Origin of the sequence: Bacteroides sp. HPS0048 (assembly GCF_964240755.1) — a bacterium.
In the GTDB taxonomy this organism is placed as follows: Bacteria; Bacteroidota; Bacteroidia; order Bacteroidales; family Bacteroidaceae; genus Bacteroides; species Bacteroides nordii.
In genome coordinates this window covers 222719-242446 of the sequence record NZ_CAXSVC010000007.1, presented here as the reverse complement: position 1 = coordinate 242446, position 19728 = coordinate 222719, and the positions used below count along the sequence as shown (strand labels likewise).

At 42.3% G+C, this 19728-nt stretch carries 20 protein-coding genes; 14 read left to right on the top strand and 6 right to left on the bottom strand.

Features of this window, described 5'->3' with window-relative positions; genetic code table 11:
• Nucleotides 1–149: 149 nt before the first annotated feature.
• Entirely contained in the window at nt 150–1022 is an 873-nt protein-coding gene (locus tag ACESQI_RS08465) for an NAD kinase (RefSeq protein WP_195660209.1), read from the bottom strand.
• Between the two features lie 103 nt (nt 1023–1125).
• On the opposite strand from ACESQI_RS08465, the gene ACESQI_RS08460 reads away from it, so the two are divergent.
• From ACESQI_RS08460 to folE, 14 genes are all read left to right on the top strand, one after another.
• Nucleotides 1126–1839, top strand: coding sequence for a pyridoxine 5'-phosphate synthase (locus ACESQI_RS08460; protein WP_007486882.1), 714 nt, complete (start codon nt 1126–1128; stop codon nt 1837–1839).
• Nucleotides 1839–2561 carry a MotA/TolQ/ExbB proton channel family protein gene (locus tag ACESQI_RS08455; RefSeq protein WP_373125762.1) on the top strand — a complete coding sequence of 241 codons (723 nt, stop codon included), beginning with the start codon at nt 1839–1841 and terminating at the stop codon, nt 2559–2561. Before ACESQI_RS08460 ends, ACESQI_RS08455 begins: the two co-directional genes overlap by 1 nt.
• 8 nt (nt 2562–2569) lie before the next feature.
• A complete protein-coding gene (locus ACESQI_RS08450; RefSeq protein WP_002562589.1) occupies nt 2570–2989 on the top strand; it encodes a biopolymer transporter ExbD in 420 nt (139 codons plus the stop codon).
• Nucleotides 2989–3828 (top strand): energy transducer TonB, encoded by an 840-nt coding sequence (locus tag ACESQI_RS08445; protein ID WP_373125769.1) that lies wholly within the window; start codon nt 2989–2991, stop codon nt 3826–3828. The genes ACESQI_RS08450 and ACESQI_RS08445 overlap by 1 nt, the downstream gene beginning before the upstream one ends.
• Nucleotides 3829–3896: 68 nt before the next feature.
• Nucleotides 3897–4448: a DJ-1 family glyoxalase III gene (locus ACESQI_RS08440; protein ID WP_221651243.1), complete on the top strand. Its 552-nt coding sequence runs from the start codon at nt 3897–3899 to the stop codon at nt 4446–4448.
• Between the two features lie 4 nt (nt 4449–4452).
• The gene (locus ACESQI_RS08435) at nt 4453–5115 is read left to right on the top strand and encodes a 2-C-methyl-D-erythritol 4-phosphate cytidylyltransferase (protein ID WP_373125760.1); all 663 of its coding nucleotides are present in this window, start codon (nt 4453–4455) and stop codon (nt 5113–5115) included.
• Entirely contained in the window at nt 5108–7204 is a 2097-nt protein-coding gene (gene recG, locus ACESQI_RS08430; protein WP_373125758.1) for an ATP-dependent DNA helicase RecG, read from the top strand. Before ACESQI_RS08435 ends, recG begins: the two co-directional genes overlap by 8 nt.
• A 222-nt stretch (nt 7205–7426) precedes the next feature.
• Nucleotides 7427–7891: a nucleoside-diphosphate kinase gene (gene ndk, locus ACESQI_RS08425; RefSeq protein WP_007486887.1), complete on the top strand. Its 465-nt coding sequence runs from the start codon at nt 7427–7429 to the stop codon at nt 7889–7891.
• An 18-nt stretch (nt 7892–7909) separates the two neighbouring features.
• On the top strand, nt 7910–8791 hold the full coding sequence (locus ACESQI_RS08420) for a M23 family metallopeptidase (RefSeq protein ID WP_279209817.1): 882 nt from the start codon (nt 7910–7912) through the stop codon (nt 8789–8791).
• A gap of 109 nt (nt 8792–8900) precedes the next feature.
• The gene (locus ACESQI_RS08415; protein WP_002562582.1) at nt 8901–9443 is read left to right on the top strand and encodes a DUF1599 domain-containing protein; all 543 of its coding nucleotides are present in this window, start codon (nt 8901–8903) and stop codon (nt 9441–9443) included.
• Entirely contained in the window at nt 9433–10881 is a 1449-nt protein-coding gene (locus tag ACESQI_RS08410) for a BT_3928 family protein (protein ID WP_373125756.1), read from the top strand. The genes ACESQI_RS08415 and ACESQI_RS08410 overlap by 11 nt, the downstream gene beginning before the upstream one ends.
• Nucleotides 10882–10945: 64 nt before the next feature.
• Nucleotides 10946–11701 (top strand): triose-phosphate isomerase, encoded by a 756-nt coding sequence (gene tpiA / locus ACESQI_RS08405; RefSeq protein ID WP_002562580.1) that lies wholly within the window; start codon nt 10946–10948, stop codon nt 11699–11701.
• Between the two features lie 109 nt (nt 11702–11810).
• Entirely contained in the window at nt 11811–12257 is a 447-nt protein-coding gene (locus ACESQI_RS08400) for an SPOR domain-containing protein (protein WP_251237336.1), read from the top strand.
• A 7-nt stretch (nt 12258–12264) separates the two neighbouring features.
• Complete coding sequence (gene folE, locus ACESQI_RS08395; RefSeq protein ID WP_002562578.1) at nt 12265–12846, top strand: GTP cyclohydrolase I FolE; 582 nt, start codon at nt 12265–12267, stop codon at nt 12844–12846.
• Nucleotides 12847–12934: 88 nt separating this feature from the next.
• Here folE and dnaG read toward each other — a convergent pair whose 3' ends face one another.
• From dnaG to ACESQI_RS08370, 5 genes are all read right to left on the bottom strand, one after another.
• Nucleotides 12935–14950, bottom strand: coding sequence for a DNA primase (dnaG, locus tag ACESQI_RS08390; protein ID WP_002562577.1), 2016 nt, complete (start codon nt 14948–14950; stop codon nt 12935–12937).
• A gap of 109 nt (nt 14951–15059) precedes the next feature.
• Nucleotides 15060–15833: a prephenate dehydrogenase/arogenate dehydrogenase family protein gene (locus ACESQI_RS08385; protein ID WP_002562576.1), complete on the bottom strand. Its 774-nt coding sequence runs from the start codon at nt 15831–15833 to the stop codon at nt 15060–15062.
• A gap of 118 nt (nt 15834–15951) precedes the next feature.
• Nucleotides 15952–17013 carry a bifunctional 3-deoxy-7-phosphoheptulonate synthase/chorismate mutase type II gene (locus ACESQI_RS08380; RefSeq protein WP_044166762.1) on the bottom strand — a complete coding sequence of 354 codons (1062 nt, stop codon included), beginning with the start codon at nt 17011–17013 and terminating at the stop codon, nt 15952–15954.
• 283 nt (nt 17014–17296) lie between these two features.
• Nucleotides 17297–18487: an aminotransferase class I/II-fold pyridoxal phosphate-dependent enzyme gene (locus tag ACESQI_RS08375; protein WP_320908675.1), complete on the bottom strand. Its 1191-nt coding sequence runs from the start codon at nt 18485–18487 to the stop codon at nt 17297–17299.
• Complete coding sequence (locus ACESQI_RS08370) at nt 18462–19310, bottom strand: prephenate dehydratase (protein ID WP_002562573.1); 849 nt, start codon at nt 19308–19310, stop codon at nt 18462–18464. The genes ACESQI_RS08375 and ACESQI_RS08370 overlap by 26 nt, the downstream gene beginning before the upstream one ends.
• Nucleotides 19311–19728: the final 418 nt, after the last annotated feature.

Genomic DNA, 19728 nt, shown 5'->3' with positions numbered 1-19728 from the left:
TAACAGTGGGAGAGTAGGTAGTCGCCGTTTTTTGAATCCCCCTTTCGTCAAGATGATTGATGGAAGGGGGATTCTTTTGTTGGTGGTGGTGAAACTCTGTGGTGAACCAGCGTAAACACCGCTTGGCGAACTTCCCCGTGCGGGAAGCACTATATTCTGTTATCGGCTCCCCACATCAGTTTAGATCGTAAGGTGTCGAAGAAGATATGGTCGTAGCGTTTTACTACTTTGATAGCGTAAGGAGCTTTTCGGATTGTTAGTCGTGTTGTTTCTTTACATGTTTCGCTTCGTCCGTCTATGGCTACGAGGAAATTGTGGCTACGACTTTCCACATCAAGGGTTAACTCCCAATCATCACAAATAACAATTGGACGTACGTTAAGACTGTGTGGCGCTACAGGAGTAATGGCTATTGTTTTGGAATGCGGTACAATGATAGGCCCCCCTACGCTGAGTGAGTAGGCCGTAGAACCTGTAGGTGTTGAAATTATTAATCCATCTGCCTGATACGTAGTGAGGAAAGCTCCATTTATCGCTGTTCGTATGCTGATCATTGATGAGCTATCGCGTTTTAATATTGCAATTTCATTAAGTGCATATGGAGAGTATTGTAAGTGTTTGTCATCACATATCAGTTGAAGTACACTACGTTCTTCCACGCTATATTGTCCTGTATGTATTTCATTAAAGGTCTTCTCCATCTCTGCCGGAGATATATCAGCAAGAAATCCCAAACGTCCGGTATTGATTCCTAGAATCGGAATGTTCTTGTCGCCAACTCTGCTGGCTGCTTTCAGAAAAGTTCCGTCTCCACCAATGCTGATAACCATATCGGCCGAAAAGTTATTGCCATCAAACAATCCGGCAGGATGGATGTTCAATTTCATATCCGATACCAGAAAGTGATAAAATTCTCTGCACAGGAATATTTCAGCATCGTGTTCTTCCAGAATGCGGAATAATGTTTCTGCGTGTGATGATTTTTTGGCTTGATACGTATTTCCGAAGATAGCAAATTTCATATGTAACATCATTAGTTAGGATGCAAATTTGGCATTTTTTTTCGGGATTGCTGTTATGGTGTTACTAATATTTGTATTTTTGCAGCAAACAATTCATGTAATGATGACTAGATTAAGTGTGAATATAAATAAGGTGGCTACCTTGAGGAATGCCCGCGGTGGAGATGTTCCTAATGTGGTAAAGGTGGCACTGGACTGTGAGGCTTTTGGAGCGGACGGAATAACTGTTCATCCCCGACCTGATGAACGACATATCCGTATGGCTGATGTATATGATTTACGTCCGCTATTACGAACAGAATTTAATATTGAAGGGTATCCTTCTCCCGAGTTTATTGATCTTGTGTTGAAGGTAAAGCCTCACCAGGTAACTTTAGTTCCTGACTCTCCTTCTCAAATTACCTCCAATTCCGGTTGGGATACAAAGGTTAACTTTGATTTTCTGACAGAGGTACTTGATGCGTTTAATACTGCCGGGATTCGTACTTCTGTATTTGTATCTGCTGATGCGGAGATGATTGAATATGCAGCAAAGGCTGGTGCTGATAGAGTAGAACTTTATACAGAACCTTATGCTACTGCTTTTTCTAAAGATCCGGAGGCTGCTGTTGCTCCTTTTGTTGAAGCTGCTAAGGTGGCACGTAAACTGGGGATTGGGCTGAATGCCGGACATGATCTTAGTTTGGTGAATTTGAATTTCTTTTATAAAAACATTCCCTGGCTGGACGAAGTTTCTATTGGACATGCATTGATAAGTGATGCGCTTTATCTGGGACTCGAACGTACTATCCAGGAATATAAAAATTGTCTTCGCTAATGAATACACTTCTGTTATTGGCCCAAGGGGCCGCAAGTATGGCTGATTCTCTGGCAACAGCCAATCCGGTACTTACACCTGTAGATGCTCCGGCAGAGATGAATATGCTTGATATGGCTGTGAAAGGTGGCTGGATTATGATTGTACTGGCTGTACTTTCAGTAGGATGTTTCTATATCCTGTTTGAACGTATGTACGCTATTCGGAAAGCGAACAAGGAAGATCCGATGTTTATGGATAAAATAAAAGATTATATTCATAGCGGAGAAATTAAGTCTGCCATAAACTATTGCCGTACTGTAAATACTCCTTCCGCTCGTATGATTGAGAAAGGAATAAGCCGTCTTGGTCGTCCGGTAAACGATGTACAGGCAGCTATCGAAAATGTAGGAAATATCGAAGTGGCTAAACTGGAAAAAGGATTGCCTGTAATGGCTACGATTGCAGGTGGTGCTCCGATGTTGGGCTTTTTGGGTACGGTAACCGGTATGGTACGTGCTTTCTATAATATGGCCAATGCAGGTAGTGGGAATATTGATATAACGTTGCTCTCGGGAGGAATTTATGAAGCAATGATTAGTACAGTGGGTGGTTTGATTGTTGGTATTATTGCTATGTTTGCTTATAACTACCTCGTGATGCTGGTAGATCGTGTGGTAAACAAAATGGAATCAAAGACAATGGCTTTCATGGATTTACTCAATGAGCCTGCTCAGAAATAATTATTAATATGGCATTAAAACGAAGAGCTAAAATATCTCCTAACTTTAGTATGGCATCCATGACGGATGTTATATTTCTGTTGTTGATCTTTTTTATGATTACTTCTACTGTGGTATCTCCGAACGCTATTAAAGTGTTGCTTCCGCAAGGGAAACAGCAGACTTCTGCGAAGCCTCTGACGCGGGTGATTATCGATAAGGATCTGAATTTTTATGCGGCTTTCGGTAGTGAGAAGGAACATTCTTTGACGTTGGACGAATTGACTCCTTTTCTACAAAGCTGTGCAGAAAGAGAACCGGAAATGTTTGTCGCACTTTACGCAGACGAAACAGTGCCTTACCGTGAGATAGTGAAAGTACTGAATATAGCGAATGAGAATCATTTTAAAATGGTGTTGGCTACACGCCCGCCTGAAACAAATAAATGATGGACGGAAAGAAAAAGGGTGAATACATAGGAATGTTGGGTGCATTGTTGGTGCATGTAGCTATTATTGCTCTTTTGATTCTGGTGAGTTTCACTCTCCCCAATAATCAGGATGAAGGTGGTGTGCCCGTAATGATGGGGAATGTAGATGCTTCTTTAGGGAATTATGATCCTTCTACAATGGTAGATGTGGATGTTCTCCCTCCGGAGGATGTGCCGGAAGTGGTAGAACCACAGGAAACCGTGGAGCAGGAGATGATAACACAGACAGAAGAGGAAACGGTTGTCATAAAGCCTAAAGCTGAGCCTAAAAAGGAAAAGCCTGAAGTGGTGAAGAAGCCCGAGAAAACTGCTGCTGAGAAGGCTGCAGAGGCAAAAAAACTTGCTGAAGAAAAAGCAGAACGAGAACGGAAAGCTGCAGCAGAAGCCGCAGCAAAACGAGTTTCGGGAGCTTTTGGTAAAGGTGCTCAGATGGACGGAAGCAAGGGAACAGCTAATAGTGGTACAGGTGTAGAAGGCAGTAAAGATGGTAATTCGTCGTCCGGAGCTAAAACGGGTACGGGTGGCTATGGTACATTTGATCTTGGTGGGCGTTCTATAGGAGAAGGAGGTTTACCTCGTCCTGTGTACAATGTTCAGGAAGAAGGCCGTGTGGTAGTTTCTATTACTGTGAATCCGGCCGGACATGTGATTGCCACAAGTATTAATCGTCAGACGAACACAGTAAACACTGCATTGCGTAAAGCAGCGGAAGATGCTGCCAAAAGAGCTCGCTTTAATGCTGTGGAGGGTGTGAATAACCAGACAGGCACTATAACGTATTACTTTAATTTGAGATAAATAATTAACCAATTAACGCGCCAGCCAATTGGTGGATAACTGATTGGTGTTGGCATATTATTTAGAGTATGGGAACTGTATATGCTTTTTTCGCAGACGGATTTGAAGAGATTGAAGCCTTCACCGCTATTGACACGCTGAGACGTGCCGGATTGAATGTAGAAATTGTATCTGTGACTCCAGATGAAATCGTTGTTGGTGCACATGATATTTCGGTACTTTGCGATGTTAATTTCGTGAACTGTGACTTTTTTGATGCTGATCTGTTATTGTTGCCTGGCGGTATGCCCGGTGCGGCTACTCTTGACAAGCATGAGGGGTTGCGCAAACTGATTCTGAACTTTGCAGAGAAGAACAAACCGATTGCAGCTATTTGTGCAGCACCTATGGTACTTGGTAAACTCGGCCTGTTGAAAGGGCGCAAGGCGACCTGCTATCCAAGTTTTGAGCAATATCTTGACGGAGCTGAATGTGTTAATGAACCGGTTGTAGTAGATGGTAATATTATTACAGGTATGGGACCGGGTGCTGCTATGGACTTTGCATTGGCTATTGTAGAAAAACTCGAAGGTAAAGAGAAAGTAGAAGAATTGGTAGAGGCAATGTGTGTAAGACGCTGATGCTATGACTCATACTGTCTTGATTGTTGCCGGTGGTAAGGGATTGCGTATGGGGAGTGATCTTCCCAAACAATTTCTTCCTATTGGTGGAAAACCTGTGTTAATGCATACCATTGAAGCTTTTCATCATTTTGACAGGACGATGAAAATCATTCTTGTATTGCCCAAAGAGCAGCAAACTTACTGGCAGGAACTCTGTGCAAAGCATTCATTTGTTATTGAACATACTGTTGTTGACGGAGGTGAAACACGTTTTCATTCTGTGAAGAATGGCTTGGCTTGTGTTAACTCCGGGTTGGTGGGAGTACATGATGGAGTACGTCCGTTTGTTTCTCCGGAAGTTATAAAACGTTGCTATGAACTGGCTGCTATAAAAAAAGCAGTAATACCGGTAATTGATGTGGTAGAAACAGTACGTCATATAACAGAAACAGGTAGTGAGACGGTAAGCCGTAATGATTATAAATTAGTTCAGACTCCGCAGGTATTTGATGCAGAACTTTTGAAACAAGCTTATGCACAGGAGTATACTCCTTTTTTTACTGATGATGCTTCCGTTGTGGAAGCAATGGGAGTTCCTGTTTGTCTGGCAGAAGGGAATCGGGAAAATATAAAGATTACCACTCCTTTTGATTTGAAAATAAGTAGTGCTCTGGTGAATGTTTGATTTAGCTACACGTGACATAAAATATATATCCGGCGTAGGGCCACAGAAGGCGGGTGTACTCAACAAAGAGTTGGAGATATATTCCGTGCACGATCTTATTTACTATTTTCCTTATAAATATGTTGACCGTAGTCGTATTTACTATATCCATGAGATAGATGGAAATATGCCCTATATTCAATTGAAAGGGCAGATACTGGGTTTTGAAACTTTTGGTGAAGGACGTCAGCGTAGATTAGTGGCACATTTCTCTGACGGAACAGGAGTGGTAGATTTAGTGTGGTTTCAGGGAATCAAATTTATCATAGGTAAATATAAAGTTCACGAAGAATACATTGTATTTGGCAAGCCGACTGTCTTTGGCGGACGTATCAATGTGGCGCATCCCGATATGGATAAGCCATCCGAACTAAAGCTTACTGCTACCGGATTGCAACCTTATTATAATACAACGGAGAAGATGAAGCGTAGCTTCCTCAATTCTCATGCAATAGCCAAGATGATGGCGGCTGTGCTTCAGCAAATACAAGAACCGCTTCCTGAAACTTTATCTCCTAAGATCCTTGCTGGTCATCATTTGATGCCATTGACAGAGGCTTTGCGTAATATTCATTTTCCTGTCAATCCGGAACTTCTGCGTAAGGCACAGTATCGTTTGAAATTTGAAGAGCTTTTTTATGTACAACTCAATATTCTACGCTATGCCAAAGACCGTCAGCGGAGATACCGGGGATATGTTTTTGAAGTTGTCGGTGACGTATTCAATACGTTTTATTCCCGTAACCTTCCTTTTGAACTTACCGGTGCGCAGAAACGTGTACTGAAAGAAATTCGTCAGGATGTTGGGTCCGGGCGGCAAATGAATCGTTTGTTACAGGGTGATGTGGGAAGTGGAAAGACATTGGTAGCGTTGATGAGTATGTTGATGGCGCTTGATAACGGTTATCAGGCATGTATGATGGCTCCTACGGAAATACTTGCCAACCAGCATTATGAAACGATAAAGGAGCTTCTTTTCGGTATGGATATTCGCGTAGAGTTACTTACTGGCTCGGTGAAAGGTAAAAAACGGGAGACTATTCTTTCCGGTTTGCTCACCGGAGACGTTAATATACTGATCGGTACCCATGCCGTTATTGAGGATACTGTCAATTTCTCATCTCTTGGTTTTGTGGTTATAGATGAGCAACATCGTTTCGGTGTAGCACAACGTGCCCGTTTGTGGAGTAAAAATGTACAGCCTCCTCATGTACTCGTGATGACGGCCACCCCGATTCCCCGTACGTTGGCGATGACCTTGTATGGAGATCTTGATGTTTCCATCATTGATGAATTGCCTCCTGGCAGGAAGCCTATCTCTACTGTTCATCAGTTTGATAACAGGAGGGAAAGCCTTTATCGGTCTGTTCATAAACAGATTGTCGAAGGACGCCAGATTTATATTGTTTATCCGCTTATAAAAGAGAGCGAAAAGATTGATTTGAAGAATCTGGAAGAAGGTTATTTGCAGATTTGTGAAGAGTTTCCTGAATGTAAAGTCTGTAAAGTTCACGGGAAAATGAAACCTGTCGAGAAGGACGAACAAATGCAACTTTTTGTATCGGGAGAGGCACAAATAATGGTGGCCACTACCGTTATTGAAGTAGGAGTAAATGTACCCAATGCTTCTGTTATGATTATTGAGAATGCTGAGCGTTTCGGATTATCACAGCTCCATCAGCTTCGTGGTCGTGTGGGGCGTGGTGCCGAACAGTCTTATTGTATTCTGGTGACAAATTATAAACTTACTGAGGAAACCCGCAAACGACTTGAAATCATGGTACGTACTAATGACGGTTTTGAAATAGCGGAGGCTGATTTGAAATTGCGTGGTCCGGGAGATTTGGAGGGTACCCAGCAAAGTGGCATTGCTTTTGATTTGAAGATAGCTGATATTGCCCGGGATGGTCAGTTGTTGCAATATGTCCGTAATGTTGCACAAGAAATTGTTGATATCGATCCGGAAGCTCGTAATCCGGAGAATCAGATATTGTGGCAGCAGCTTAAAGCACTTCGTAAGACGAACGTTAACTGGGCTTCTATAAGTTGAAAAAAACGGTTAAACATACAGCTTATTTGCAAAACATGCTGCAAAACATATTTCTTATTATTTCTCCTATTTATAGGACTTTAGAACCTCTTTCCCTTACTGTTTGCTTTTCGGACTACGAAAAAAAAGTTAAGGAAGTACCTTGTTTTTCGTCGGGAAATGCTATCTTTGGAAGAATTTTATAATAAATGTGCCATTTAACACTTTGAAAGAAGTCATCTTATGATTGAAAAAACGTTAGTCATCTTGAAGCCATGTACCGTTCAGCGGGCGTTAATCGGTGAAATACTTCATCGTTTTGAACGTAAAGGTTTACGTTTGGCTGGTATGAAGATGATGAAGTTGACAGACGAAGTATTAAGTGAACATTATGCCCACCTGAGTACAAAGCCTTTCTTTCAGCGTGTGAAAGATTCTATGATGACAGCTCCTGTTGTCATTTGTTGCTTCGAGGGGGTGGACGCAATTCAAACTGTCCGTACGTTGGCTGGTCCTACTAACGGGCGTCTGGCAGCACCGGGAACTATTCGTGGGGATTACAGTATGAGCTTTCAAGAGAATATAGTTCATGCTTCTGATTCACCTGAGACCGCGGCAGCCGAATTAACCAGATTCTTTAAACCAGAAGAGATATTCGATTACAAACAGGTGACATTTGATTATCTGTATGCAAATGACGAATATTAATTGAATTGACGAAAACGAATGAATTTCAATTGTATTAAAACCGTAATGATTGCCGCAGTGGCTATGGTCAGCCTGAACTCTTTTTCTCAGGACTTGATCGCCCGGCAGGCCCCAATTGACAAGAAATTAAAAACAGTAGACTCTTTGGCACTGCAAAAGCAGATTCGTGCCGAACAAGCTGAATATCCCGCATTAAGTCTTTATCCGAACTGGAGTAATCAGTATGTGCATGCTTACGGAAAGGATGTTATCATTCCCGAAACTTACACCATTGACCTGACCGGTTTCCATATGCCTACTCCAAGTACACGCATTACTTCGCCTTTCGGCCCTCGTTGGAGAAGAATGCATAACGGACTTGATCTTAAAGTGAATATTGGTGATACAATCGTAGCTGCTTTTGATGGAAAGGTACGTATTGTTAAATATGAACGTCGTGGGTATGGTAAATATGTAGTCATTCGTCATGATAATGGGTTAGAGACTGTGTACGGGCATTTGTCCAAGCAATTGGTTGAAGAGAATCAATTGGTAAAAGCCGGTGAAGTAATTGGTCTGGGTGGTAATACCGGACGTTCTACAGGTTCACATCTTCACTTTGAAACCCGTTTTCTGGGTATTGCTATTAATCCGGTTTATATGTTTGACTTCCCGAAACAGGATATCGTAGCAGATACATATACATTCAGAAGATCTAAGGGTGGTGCAAGCAGCAAGGCTGGTGCTCATGATGCTCAGTTGGCAAGTGACGGAGCCATCAGATATCATAAGGTGAAGAGTGGAGATACCTTGTCTCGTATAGCAAAATTGCGTGGTGTTTCTATTAGTACACTTTGTAAGTTAAATCGTATTACTACTAAGACGATTTTGCGTCCCGGACAAGTTTTACGTTGTTCATAAGAGAAATATATTTATTTATAGTGCAAGTAGCCGGACAATGTATGATTGCCCGGCTATTTTTTTCTTTTTTCTTCGATTATTGTTACCTTTGCGCTCTATTTGTAAGGAAATGAAAGATACCAAGCAACAATTTGAGCATGTCACCGCTTTGTGCCGTGACCTATTTTCCAAGAAGCTGCACGATTACGGTCCTGCGTGGCGTATTCTACGTCCGGCTTCTGTCACTGACCAGATTTTCATTAAGGCCAACCGGATTCGTAGTATTGAAACAAAAGGCGTGTCGTTAATTGACGAAGGCATTCGTTCAGAGTTCATTGCAATTGTTAATTATGGTATTATCGGATTGATACAGCTGGAACTTGGTTATGCCGATTCTGCTGATATCAGTAATGAGGAAGCAATGGCTCTTTATGATAAATATGCAAAGGAAGCTTTGGAACTAATGCTTGCTAAAAATCATGATTACGATGAAGCGTGGCGAAGTATGCGTGTCAGCTCCTATACCGATTTGATTCTAATGAAGATTTACCGTACCAAGCAGATTGAGAGTTTGTCAGGTAACACATTGGTGTCTGAGGGGATTGATGCAAACTATATGGATATGATTAATTATTCCGTTTTTGGTTTAATTAAAATAGAATTTGAAGACTAAGAATTTACATATCATTCAAAAGGCGTGGACGAATGCCTGTCGCTTCTTGTTGGCAGCAGCATTTATATTTTCCGGATTTGTGAAAGCTGTTGATCCACTGGGGTCACAGTACAAGATACAAGACTATCTGGAAGCTTTTGGTATGATATCGTGGTTTCCTTCTTTCTTCCCTTTATTGGCAGCGGTTATTCTGTCAGCTGTAGAGTTTTCGGTAGGGGTTTGCATGTTTTTTGGTATACGGAAAACAACGACCACAATTCTTGCTTTGCTCATCATGCTGTTCATGACTCCGTTGACTCTTTATCTGGCATTGAAAAATCCGGTTTCAGATTGCGGCTGTTTTGGTGATGCATGGGTATTGACTAACTGGGAAACTTTCGGCAAGAATATTGTGTTGTTGATTGCAGCTTATTCTACGTTCCGGTGGAAGAAACAGATTATACGTTTCATTTCAGCAAAGACAGAGTGGTTGGTGTCATTGTATACTATATTATTTGTGTTTGCTCTCTCATTTTATTGTCTCGCACATTTGCCTATTCTGGACTTTCGTCCCTATAGGATAGGAAATAATATTCCTGCAGGGATGGAAATACCGGACGGAGCAAAGCCAAATGTTTATGAAACTACTTTTGTTCTGGAAAAGAATGGTGAGAAGAAGGAGTTTACACTTGATAATTACCCGGATAGTACCTGGACGTTTGTAGATACACGTACGGTTCTGAAAGAGAAGGGATATGAACCCTCTATTCACGATTTCTCATTATTGGAACAGAGTACGGGTGAGGATATCACTGATAAGGTGCTGACTGATATCGGTTATACTTTTTTGTTGGTGGCGCACCGGATAGAAGAGGCGGATGATAGTAATATAGACCTTATTAATGAGATATATGATTATTCGGTTGAAAATGGTTACGGCTTTTATTGCCTAACTTCTTCACCGGAGGAAGAGATAGAACTTTGGCGTGATAAGACCGGGGCAGAGTATCCGTTCTGCCTGGTGGATGATATCACACTGAAAACAATCATTCGTTCCAATCCGGGGTTGGTACTGATAAAGAATGGTACAATTCTGAATAAGTGGAATGATGCCGATTTACCGGATGAATATGCGTTGACCGATAAGTTGGAAAAACTGGAAGTGGGTAAACAGAAGGAGATAAGTGATGTGCATACTATCGGATATGTATTTCTGTGGTTTGCCATACCGTTGCTATTTGTGTTAGGACTGGATATTCTGGTCGTAAAACGTAGAGAAAAGAAAGGAGAAGCGCTGAGAAAAAGAAATGCCGAATTGTTAAAGGTGCTTCCCGCACGGGGAGGTTCGGCAGGCGATGATGGTGCTAATCATGCTGAGGAGAATAATTTGATAAACCAGGATCTGGTTGATAAGACTGATAAACCGGGTCACTCAGATAAACCGGGTCACTCTGGCTAACTTCAATCGTCTAATTGTAAATTGTTTAATCGTAAATATATTAACCCTTTTAATAAAAAACAAAATGAGAAAGAACATTGTTGCAGGAAACTGGAAAATGAACAAAACCCTCCAGGAGGGTATTGCTCTTGCAAAAGAATTGAATGAAGCATTAACAGCTGATAAACCTAATTGTGATGTAGTAATTTGCACTCCGTTTATTCACCTTGCTTCTGTTACTCCTATTGTAGATGCTGCTATTATCGGTGTAGGTGCAGAAAACTGTGCAGACAAAGTTGAAGGAGCTTATACAGGTGAAGTTTCAGCTGCTATGGTTGCTTCTACTGGTGCAAAGTATGTAATCTTAGGTCACTCAGAACGCCGTGCTTACTATGGTGAGACTGTTGAAATCTTGAAAGAGAAAGTGAAATTAGCTTTGGCTAACGGTCTGACTCCGATCTTCTGTATTGGTGAAGTGTTGGAAGAACGTGAGGCGAACAAACAGAATGAAGTAGTTGCTGCTCAGTTGGCTTCTGTATTCGATCTGTCTGCTGAAGATTTTGCTAAGATCGTTTTGGCGTATGAGCCGGTTTGGGCTATCGGTACAGGTAAAACTGCTACTCCTGCTCAGGCACAGGAAATTCATGCATTTATCCGTTCGGCTGTTGCTGAAAAATATGGTAAAGAGATTGCTGACAATACTTCTATTTTATACGGTGGTAGTTGTAAGCCTTCTAATGCTAAAGAATTGTTCTCTAACCCGGATGTTGACGGTGGATTGATCGGTGGTGCTGCTTTGAAAGTTGCTGACTTCAAGGGTATCATTGACGCATTCAAATAAGAAGAACATGAGATAGGGTTATAAGGTTATAAAGTTATAGGGTTATAACTTTTAACTTTATAACTTTATCACCTTACCACCTTATCACCCTATAACTTTATATTGCCTTATGAGAAAACTTGGTTTACTTTTGTTGTTGTTTGCTTTTGCCGGTGCAATGCAAGCCCAGAATATAGTGAAGAGCCTGGAACGAAATGTTCCCGGACAGGGCAAGGTGACTATCCACCAGGATCCTCGTATTGAGGCATTGTTGGGAACGGAACATACTGCTACCGGAGAGCAGAAAGTACTTAAAGCTTCTGGTTTTCGTGTGCAGACGTATGCCGGTAATAACACCCGTCAGGCAAAGACTGAGGCCCATAATGTGGCAGCGAAGATAAAAGAGTTCTTCCCGGAATTGCCTGTTTACACCCCTTTTAATCCTCCCCGCTGGCTATGTCGTGTCGGAGATTTCCGTAGTATTGAAGAAGCAGACGCCATGATGCGCAAATTGAAAGCAACCGGCGTATTCAAGGAAGTTTCTATTGTTAAAGATCAAATAAATATCCCTTTATAATCTCATTATGTTAGGAAAAGAAGAAATTGTCTCTCCGGCTTTGGAGGATTTGAAAAGTCACTATCGCAGTATTATTACTTTATTGGGCGAAGATGCCGAAAGGGAAGGGCTTTTGAAAACTCCCGAGCGTGTAGCCAAAGCCATGCTCAGTTTAACAAAAGGATATCATCTGGATCCTCATGAAGTGCTTCGTTCTGCTAAGTTCAAGGAAGAATATAGCCAGATGGTGATAGTGAAAGACATTGATTTCTTCTCTCTCTGTGAACACCATATGCTTCCGTTTTATGGAAAGGCACATGTGGCTTATATTCCCAATGGCTACATCACGGGGTTGAGTAAGATTGCCCGTGTAGTCGATATCTTCTCTCATCGTCTGCAGGTGCAGGAGCGTATGACATTGCAAATTAAAGAATGTATTCAGGAAACTCTCAACCCATTGGGAGTAATGGTTGTGGTAGAAGCCCAGCATATGTGTATGCAAATGCGTGGTGTGGAGAAACAAAACTCAATAACAACTACATCTGATTTTACCGGAGCTTTCAATCAGGCTAAAACCCGGGAGGAATTTATGAATCTGATAAACAGGTAAGCAGTGATTAGCGGGGTAGTGATTAGTACCATGCGGTATAATAGCGCAGCCACTAATCGTTAATCATTAATCACTACTGCACTGATCCCTATCTTAACACCACTCTATCTCCAAGTCTTTTTGCCATCAGACTTTGGATTTCTTTCATCTCTTTGTAGCGTTGCATAAGGGCAGCGCATTTCTCATCATCGTCTTCGTTGGCAGGATCTTGCAGGGCATACATGATGTGCTTTAACTCTGCTGCTACAATTGCATTCTTAAAGTTTATCATCAATGTAGGAACCAGTTCAAAGAGGCGTTCCTCGTCTGTAACTATTTTCTGTGTTTTGGAGTGAAATTTACTCAGTTGATACCGGTCACTTGCCAGTTCGGTAGCAATGGAACTGATTTCTGGATCGGAGTGGGCTATAAAATAGCGTTCGGCTATAAATCCGGGATTATGGATATGGGATGCTGCTTCTGTAAGGATACGTCGGTGCAAGGGATTGTGAAATGCGAGTTCATCTTCTTTTAAGTCATGAACGATGTATTCAATCACACTGACCGGAGTTTCCTGTCCCTCTTCATCCTCCATGTTGCACATTATCTTTTCCCCATAGCGCACTATTGCCTGAAGAATCAGCCGTTCGTACCGATAAAACTCCTGGCCTTCTTTTCCTTCCTGGGGGATGTAAGACTGATAAGAATCTTCCAATTCGTCAGGTGGGAAAGGAGGAGGGAAATCTCCATTTTGCATTTCTGCCGGAGCGCCGGATGAATTGTTAGCGTTGAGTATCGGTTTATTCTCTTTTTCGGCTTGTATTTCTCTTCGTTTGGCAACTTCCGAAACGAGCAGTTTATCTTCTACCCGCAACAATTGTCCGCACTCTTTGATATACACATCGCGTACAATTGCTTCCGGAATCACTGAGATACTTTGTACGATGTTATTAATGAGTTCCGCCCGTTTGATCGGGTCTTTACCGGCATCTTCCAGCAGTAGGTTGGTCTTGAAACGAATAAAGTCGGTTTCATGTTCCTTGATGAACGCCTGAAATTCTGTAGCATTGTGTTTCCGGGCAAAGGAGTCAGGGTCGTCACCATCGGGTAGAAGGCAGACCTTAATATTCATTCCTTCTTCCAGCAACATATCAATACCACGGATGGAAGCCTTGATACCGGCCATGTCGCCATCATAAAGTACGGTAATGTTGTTGGTAAAGCGATGGATCAAACGGATTTGCCCGGGAGTTAATGAGGTTCCTGATGAAGCAACAACATTTTCCACTCCCGACTGATGCATGGAGATAACGTCCGTATATCCTTCTACAAGAAAACAGCGGTCTTGTTTTACAATGGCCTGCTTTGCAAAATAGATACCGTATAGTTCATTACTTTTATGATAGATTTCGGACTCCGGAGAGTTGACATATTTGGCGAGCTTTTTGTTTTCTGTACTGAGTACGCGCCCTCCAAAAGCTACGACTTTTCCCGAAAGTGTATGTACGGGAAACATTACACGCCCCCAAAAGCGGTCACGCAGACGCCCATCATCTGTTTCGTAACAAAGCCCGGTCTTGACAAGGTATTCCTTTTTGAATCCTTTGCGTATAGCCTCTTGTACCAATGCGTCATGACTCTCGGTACTGAAACCAAGCTGAAATTTTTCAATGATATCATCCCGGAATCCACGCTGGCGGAAGTAAGCCATACCGATGCTTCTCCCATCTACATGGTTTTTCAATATATTCTGGAAATAGTCGCGGGCGAAGTTATTAACGATAAACATACTTTCGCGTGTACTTTGCGCCTGCTTCTCTTCATTGGTCAGTTCCCGTTCTTTTATTTCGATGTTATACTTCTTAGCCAGGTATTTTAGTGCTTCGTAGTATGACATTTGTTCGTGTTCCATGACGAAATGCACTGAATTACCACCTTTGCCACAGCTAAAGCATTTGCATAGCCCTTTTGAGGGGGAAACACTGAAAGAGGGGGTCTTTTCGTTATGGAACGGGCACAAGCCTACATAGTTCACACCACGTTTTCGTAGCGTGACGAATTCGGATACCACATCAACGATTTGTGCAGCATCGAGTATACGGTCTATGGTTGCCTGATCTATCATGGATTCTCCTTTGTTTTTTAGCGGATACAAAGTTACTATAAAATTAGCCCTTATCAAAAACTTATTTGATAAGGGCTGATTAATTTTTCTCTAAGATCTCTTTTACAGGTTATTTGATCTTTTCTCGTATCTTAGTCAGATACTTTTTCATGCCTTCGGCGTCTTTATTCTCTATTATCTCTAAAAGATTTTTTAGTTCTGTCCGTATATTGGCCACTTGTGCCGGAGTGCGGGGATTGAAAAGAATCTCTTGCAGCAGATAATCGTCTTCACTCAAAAGTCCTTTGGCAATAGCCATATGTTTCTTGAAAGTGGTTCCCGGAGCTTCCTGATGCTTCATAACGGCAGCGAACACAAATGTTGAAACAAATGGTATGGAAAGTGAATAAGCCACTGTCTCATCGTGTTCGTCGAATGTATATTCAAAGATATTCAATCGAAGACTGTTGTACAGATCCTTGAAGAATACTTTTCCCAAATGGTCGCTTTCGCTGATGATAATAGCGCTTTCGCTACTCAGATTGCTGAGGCTGGCGAAGGTCGGTCCAAACATCGGATGGGTGGATACATAGCGGAAACCACTCTCTTCGTAGAACTTTTTCAGTCCGGTTTTTACGGAAGCGATATCACTAAGTATACAGTCTTTAGGTAGTGCAGGCAGGATTTTGCGAAAAGCATCCAGCGTATACTTCACTGTTGCTGCGTTGATAACCAGTTCCGGTTCAAAGTCTTTAATCTCTTCCAGCGTAGTGAAACGATAGGTGTTATAAACAAAACGCAACTGGTGTGGGTTGACGTCAAACACGGCCGTCTCGTGCTGAAAACTCAGTATATCAGTGAAAAAAGAGCCCATCTTGCCGGCTCCGAGAATTAAAATTCGCATGTGATTAGTGATTAGCGATTAGTGATTAGTGATTAGTGATTAGTGATTAGTGAGGGGGTAGTAGTGATTAATCATTAGCTGCTAATCATCAATCACTATCCCGCTAATCACTCACTAATCATTTATTAATAATTTCCATTTGCTGGCGAACCGATTCTTCGTGTATCGCTTCGAATATTCTTTTCATGAATTCTCCGTCCATACCGCATTGTTCACCTTGTGCACCGCGTTTCTCAAGAATTTCATTGTAACGTCCTCTTTGAAGCACCGTGATATCGTGCTCTTTTTTGTACGTACCAATTTCGCGGGCTACACGCATACGTTTTGCCAGTTCCTGAATGATGTTATCATCACATTCGTCAATCTGTTTGCGGAGCTGGCTCAGGTTTTCGGTAGTCTGAGTCTCTTTACGGATAACGAGTAAGTTCAGGATATAATCCAATACGTCTGGTGTCACTTGTTGTGAAGCATCACTCCAGGCACAATCCGGATTGCAGTGACTTTCTACAATTAGTCCGTCGAAATTGAGGTCCATTGCTTGTTGGCAGAGCGGAGCTATCAGTTCGCGTTTACCTCCAATGTGACTTGGATCGCAGAAGATGGGCAATTCCGGCAGACGACGGCGCAGCTCAATGGGGATATGCCATTGCGGCAAGTTGCGGTAGAGTTTTTTGTCATAGCTGCTGAAACCGCGATGAATAGCTCCCAAGCGTTTCAAGCCCGCATTATTGATACGTTCCAAAGCACCAATCCAAAGTTCAAGATCGGGGTTCACCGGATTCTTTATCAATACAGGGACGTCCACACCTTTCAGTGCATCGGCTATTTCCTGTACGGCAAATGGGTTGGCAGTCGTACGGGCACCTACCCATAGCATGTCAATGCCTGCTTTCAGGCACTCGTATACATGTTTGGCTGTAGCTACTTCGGTAGATACATACATGCCTGTTTCTTTTTTTACTTCTTTCAACCATGCCAGTCCGTCAACACCTACACCTTCGAAACCACCCGGTTTGGTACGGGGTTTCCAGATTCCGGCACGAAATATTTTCATTCCTTTGGCTGCCAACTCTTTGGCGGTAGTCATCACTTGTTCTTCTGTTTCTGCACTACATGGGCCGGCTATGACAACGGGTCTTTTTGCTTCGATGCCCGGCAGTAAAATTGATTCGAGTTCCATAATTGAATAGTGTGCCAATATGCCAATGTGCTGATATGCCAATTGGCTGGCGCTTTAATTGGGTTATTATTTATTTTTCTATTAAGTAGTACTTCAAATTTAGTTCATATAATGACAGTGCTTTATTGAAACGCAAATGATCGCAGATTTTCGCAGATTAAATGGCTGCGCTATACTTGAGCGATGATATGCTTTGCGTGAATCTGCGATAATCTGCGTTTCAATAATGGCATCATCTAATTTTGAACGATTACTTATTCTCTTTAATTGGCACATTGGCATATTAGCACATTGAGCCATTATTTTTAATTCGTTCCAGCGCTTCCGCCAGTTTTACATCTTTGCAACAAAGAGAGATACGGATGTATCTTGCTCCGTTACTTCCGAAGATGAATCCCGGAGTGATAAATACACGCGCCTCGTGAAGTATTTTTTCTGTCAGTTCTTCTACATCGGCATATGTATCGGGTATTTTTCCCCAAAGGAACATGCCCACTTGTTGGTCGTCATAAGTACATCCCAGCGTTTTCATGATTTCCCCTGCCAGGTGGCGGCGGTTACGATAGTTGTGGTTGTTCCCTTCGTACCATTCGGTATCGGCTTCCAGCGCTTTGGCAGCAGCCAGTTGCATGGCGCGGAACATTCCGCTGTCTATATTACTCTTCACTTTCAGTATCCACTGTACAAATTGTGCATTGGATGCGAGCATACCGATACGCCAGCCCGGCATATTGTGGCTCTTACTCATGGAGTTGAATTCGATGCAACAATCTTTAGCTCCCGGTACGCTGAGAATACTCAAAGGACGATCATTCAGGATGAAGCTGTAAGGGTTGTCGTTCACTATAACAATACCTTTACGACGGGCGAAATCTACCAGACGTTCATACATCTCCATGGTGGCATTGGCTCCTGTCGGCATGTTGGGATAGTTGGTCCACATCAGTTTTACGCGACTCAGATCCATCTTTTCCAGTTCATCGAAGTCGGGCATCCAGCCGGCATCTTCTTTCAGATTGTAATTTACGACTTCTGCACCCAGGATTTTGCTGAGTGAAGTATAGGTAGGATAGCCCGGATTCGGTACTAACACCTGTTCACCCGGATTAACGAAAGTCAGGGTTACGTGTAAGATACCCTCTTTTGAACCTATCAGTGGCTGTATTTCCGTAGCGGGATCCAGTTCAACGTTGTACCATTTCTTATACCAGCCGGCAAAACCTTTGCGCAATTCCGGGATACCTACGTAAGGTTGGTAACCGTGTCCGTTCGGGTTTTGTGCTTCGTTGCACAGTGTTTGGATCGTCTCTTCGGAAGGAGGCATATCAGGACTTCCGATCCCTAAGCTGATCACATCTTTACCTTCTGCATTCATCTGCGCTACTTCTTTCAGCTTTTTAGAGAAGTAGTATTCGCTTACGCTGGCCAGCCGATCGGCGGGAGCAATGTTATATGTTTGATTTACCTTCTGCATATTCGCCTAATATTTTAAGTTCTTTGGTTAGTGGTGTGATTGCGGTGATTGATTGTTTATATCTCAGATAGTCGTTGAATGATACATCTACATAAAACTGATATTCCCATTCCCTTCCGATGATGGGGAGTGATTGTATTTTAGTCAGGTTGATGTTGTAGAATGACAGGATAGAGAGCACTTGTGACAGACTGCCTTCTGTGTGTGGCAAAGTGAATACCATGCTTGCCTTATTGATTACTACTGAGTGGTGGCGGCTGAGTTCGTCTACTTGCCAGGGATCGGCTACTATCAGGAAACGGGTGAAGTTGTGTTTGTTTGTCTCAATACTTTCTTGTAGAATTTTCATTCCATAACGCTCGGCGGCTACTTTGGAACAGATGGCGGCATGTCCTTTCAGATCCCCTTCTTTTATCATTTCGGCACTGCGGGCGGTGTCTTCGCCTTCTACCACTTTGATATTGGGATGTTGTTGCAGGAATTCGCGGCACTGCATAAGCGCGATGGGGTGGGAGTTGACTTCTGTGATGTCACTCCAATCTTCCTCGGGCAGGCAGACGAAGCAATGTGAAATACGCAGTTTATGTTCGCCGATAATCTGTGTACCACTTTGACGCAGTAATTCGTTGTTGTGCAGCAGGCTTCCTGCTATGGTATTTTCAATAGCTAACATGCCGATTACCTGGCTGTCTTTGCGGATGGCCTTAAACACGTCTTCAAAAGTAGTGCAGCAGATTAATTCTATTTCTTCTCCTTCGAAGTACTTGTGAGCGGCGATATCGTGATACGAGCCGAGTGTTCCTTGAATTGCTATCTTTTTCATTCCTTCTTAATGTGTATTATATAAAAAAATCCCGCGTCCATAATGGAGCGGGATTCATATGATTGATTCTTTCCTTTCAGTCCTTAAGCATCACTGTCACTTGATACATACAAACTCCCGCTCTACTTTCTGGCTAAAGTAAAAGTAAAAAAAGAAGTAATATGTAAAATTAAATACGTTCATACTAACAGTGCTTTTGTTTTAATTCGGGGACAAATGTAATACTTTTCTTTTAAATGCAAGCAAAAAGAGACTTTTTTTTGCATTGTAAAGGCTAATATTAAGAATTTGTTATGATTCGCTGTGTTTTGGTTACTGTTAATCCGGATATAAATCTATTTACGATTAGACGATTTACGATGTACGATTGGGATTACTCTGTCTCTATCAGCGCTGAAACAGGCTTTTAAAAGAGTAA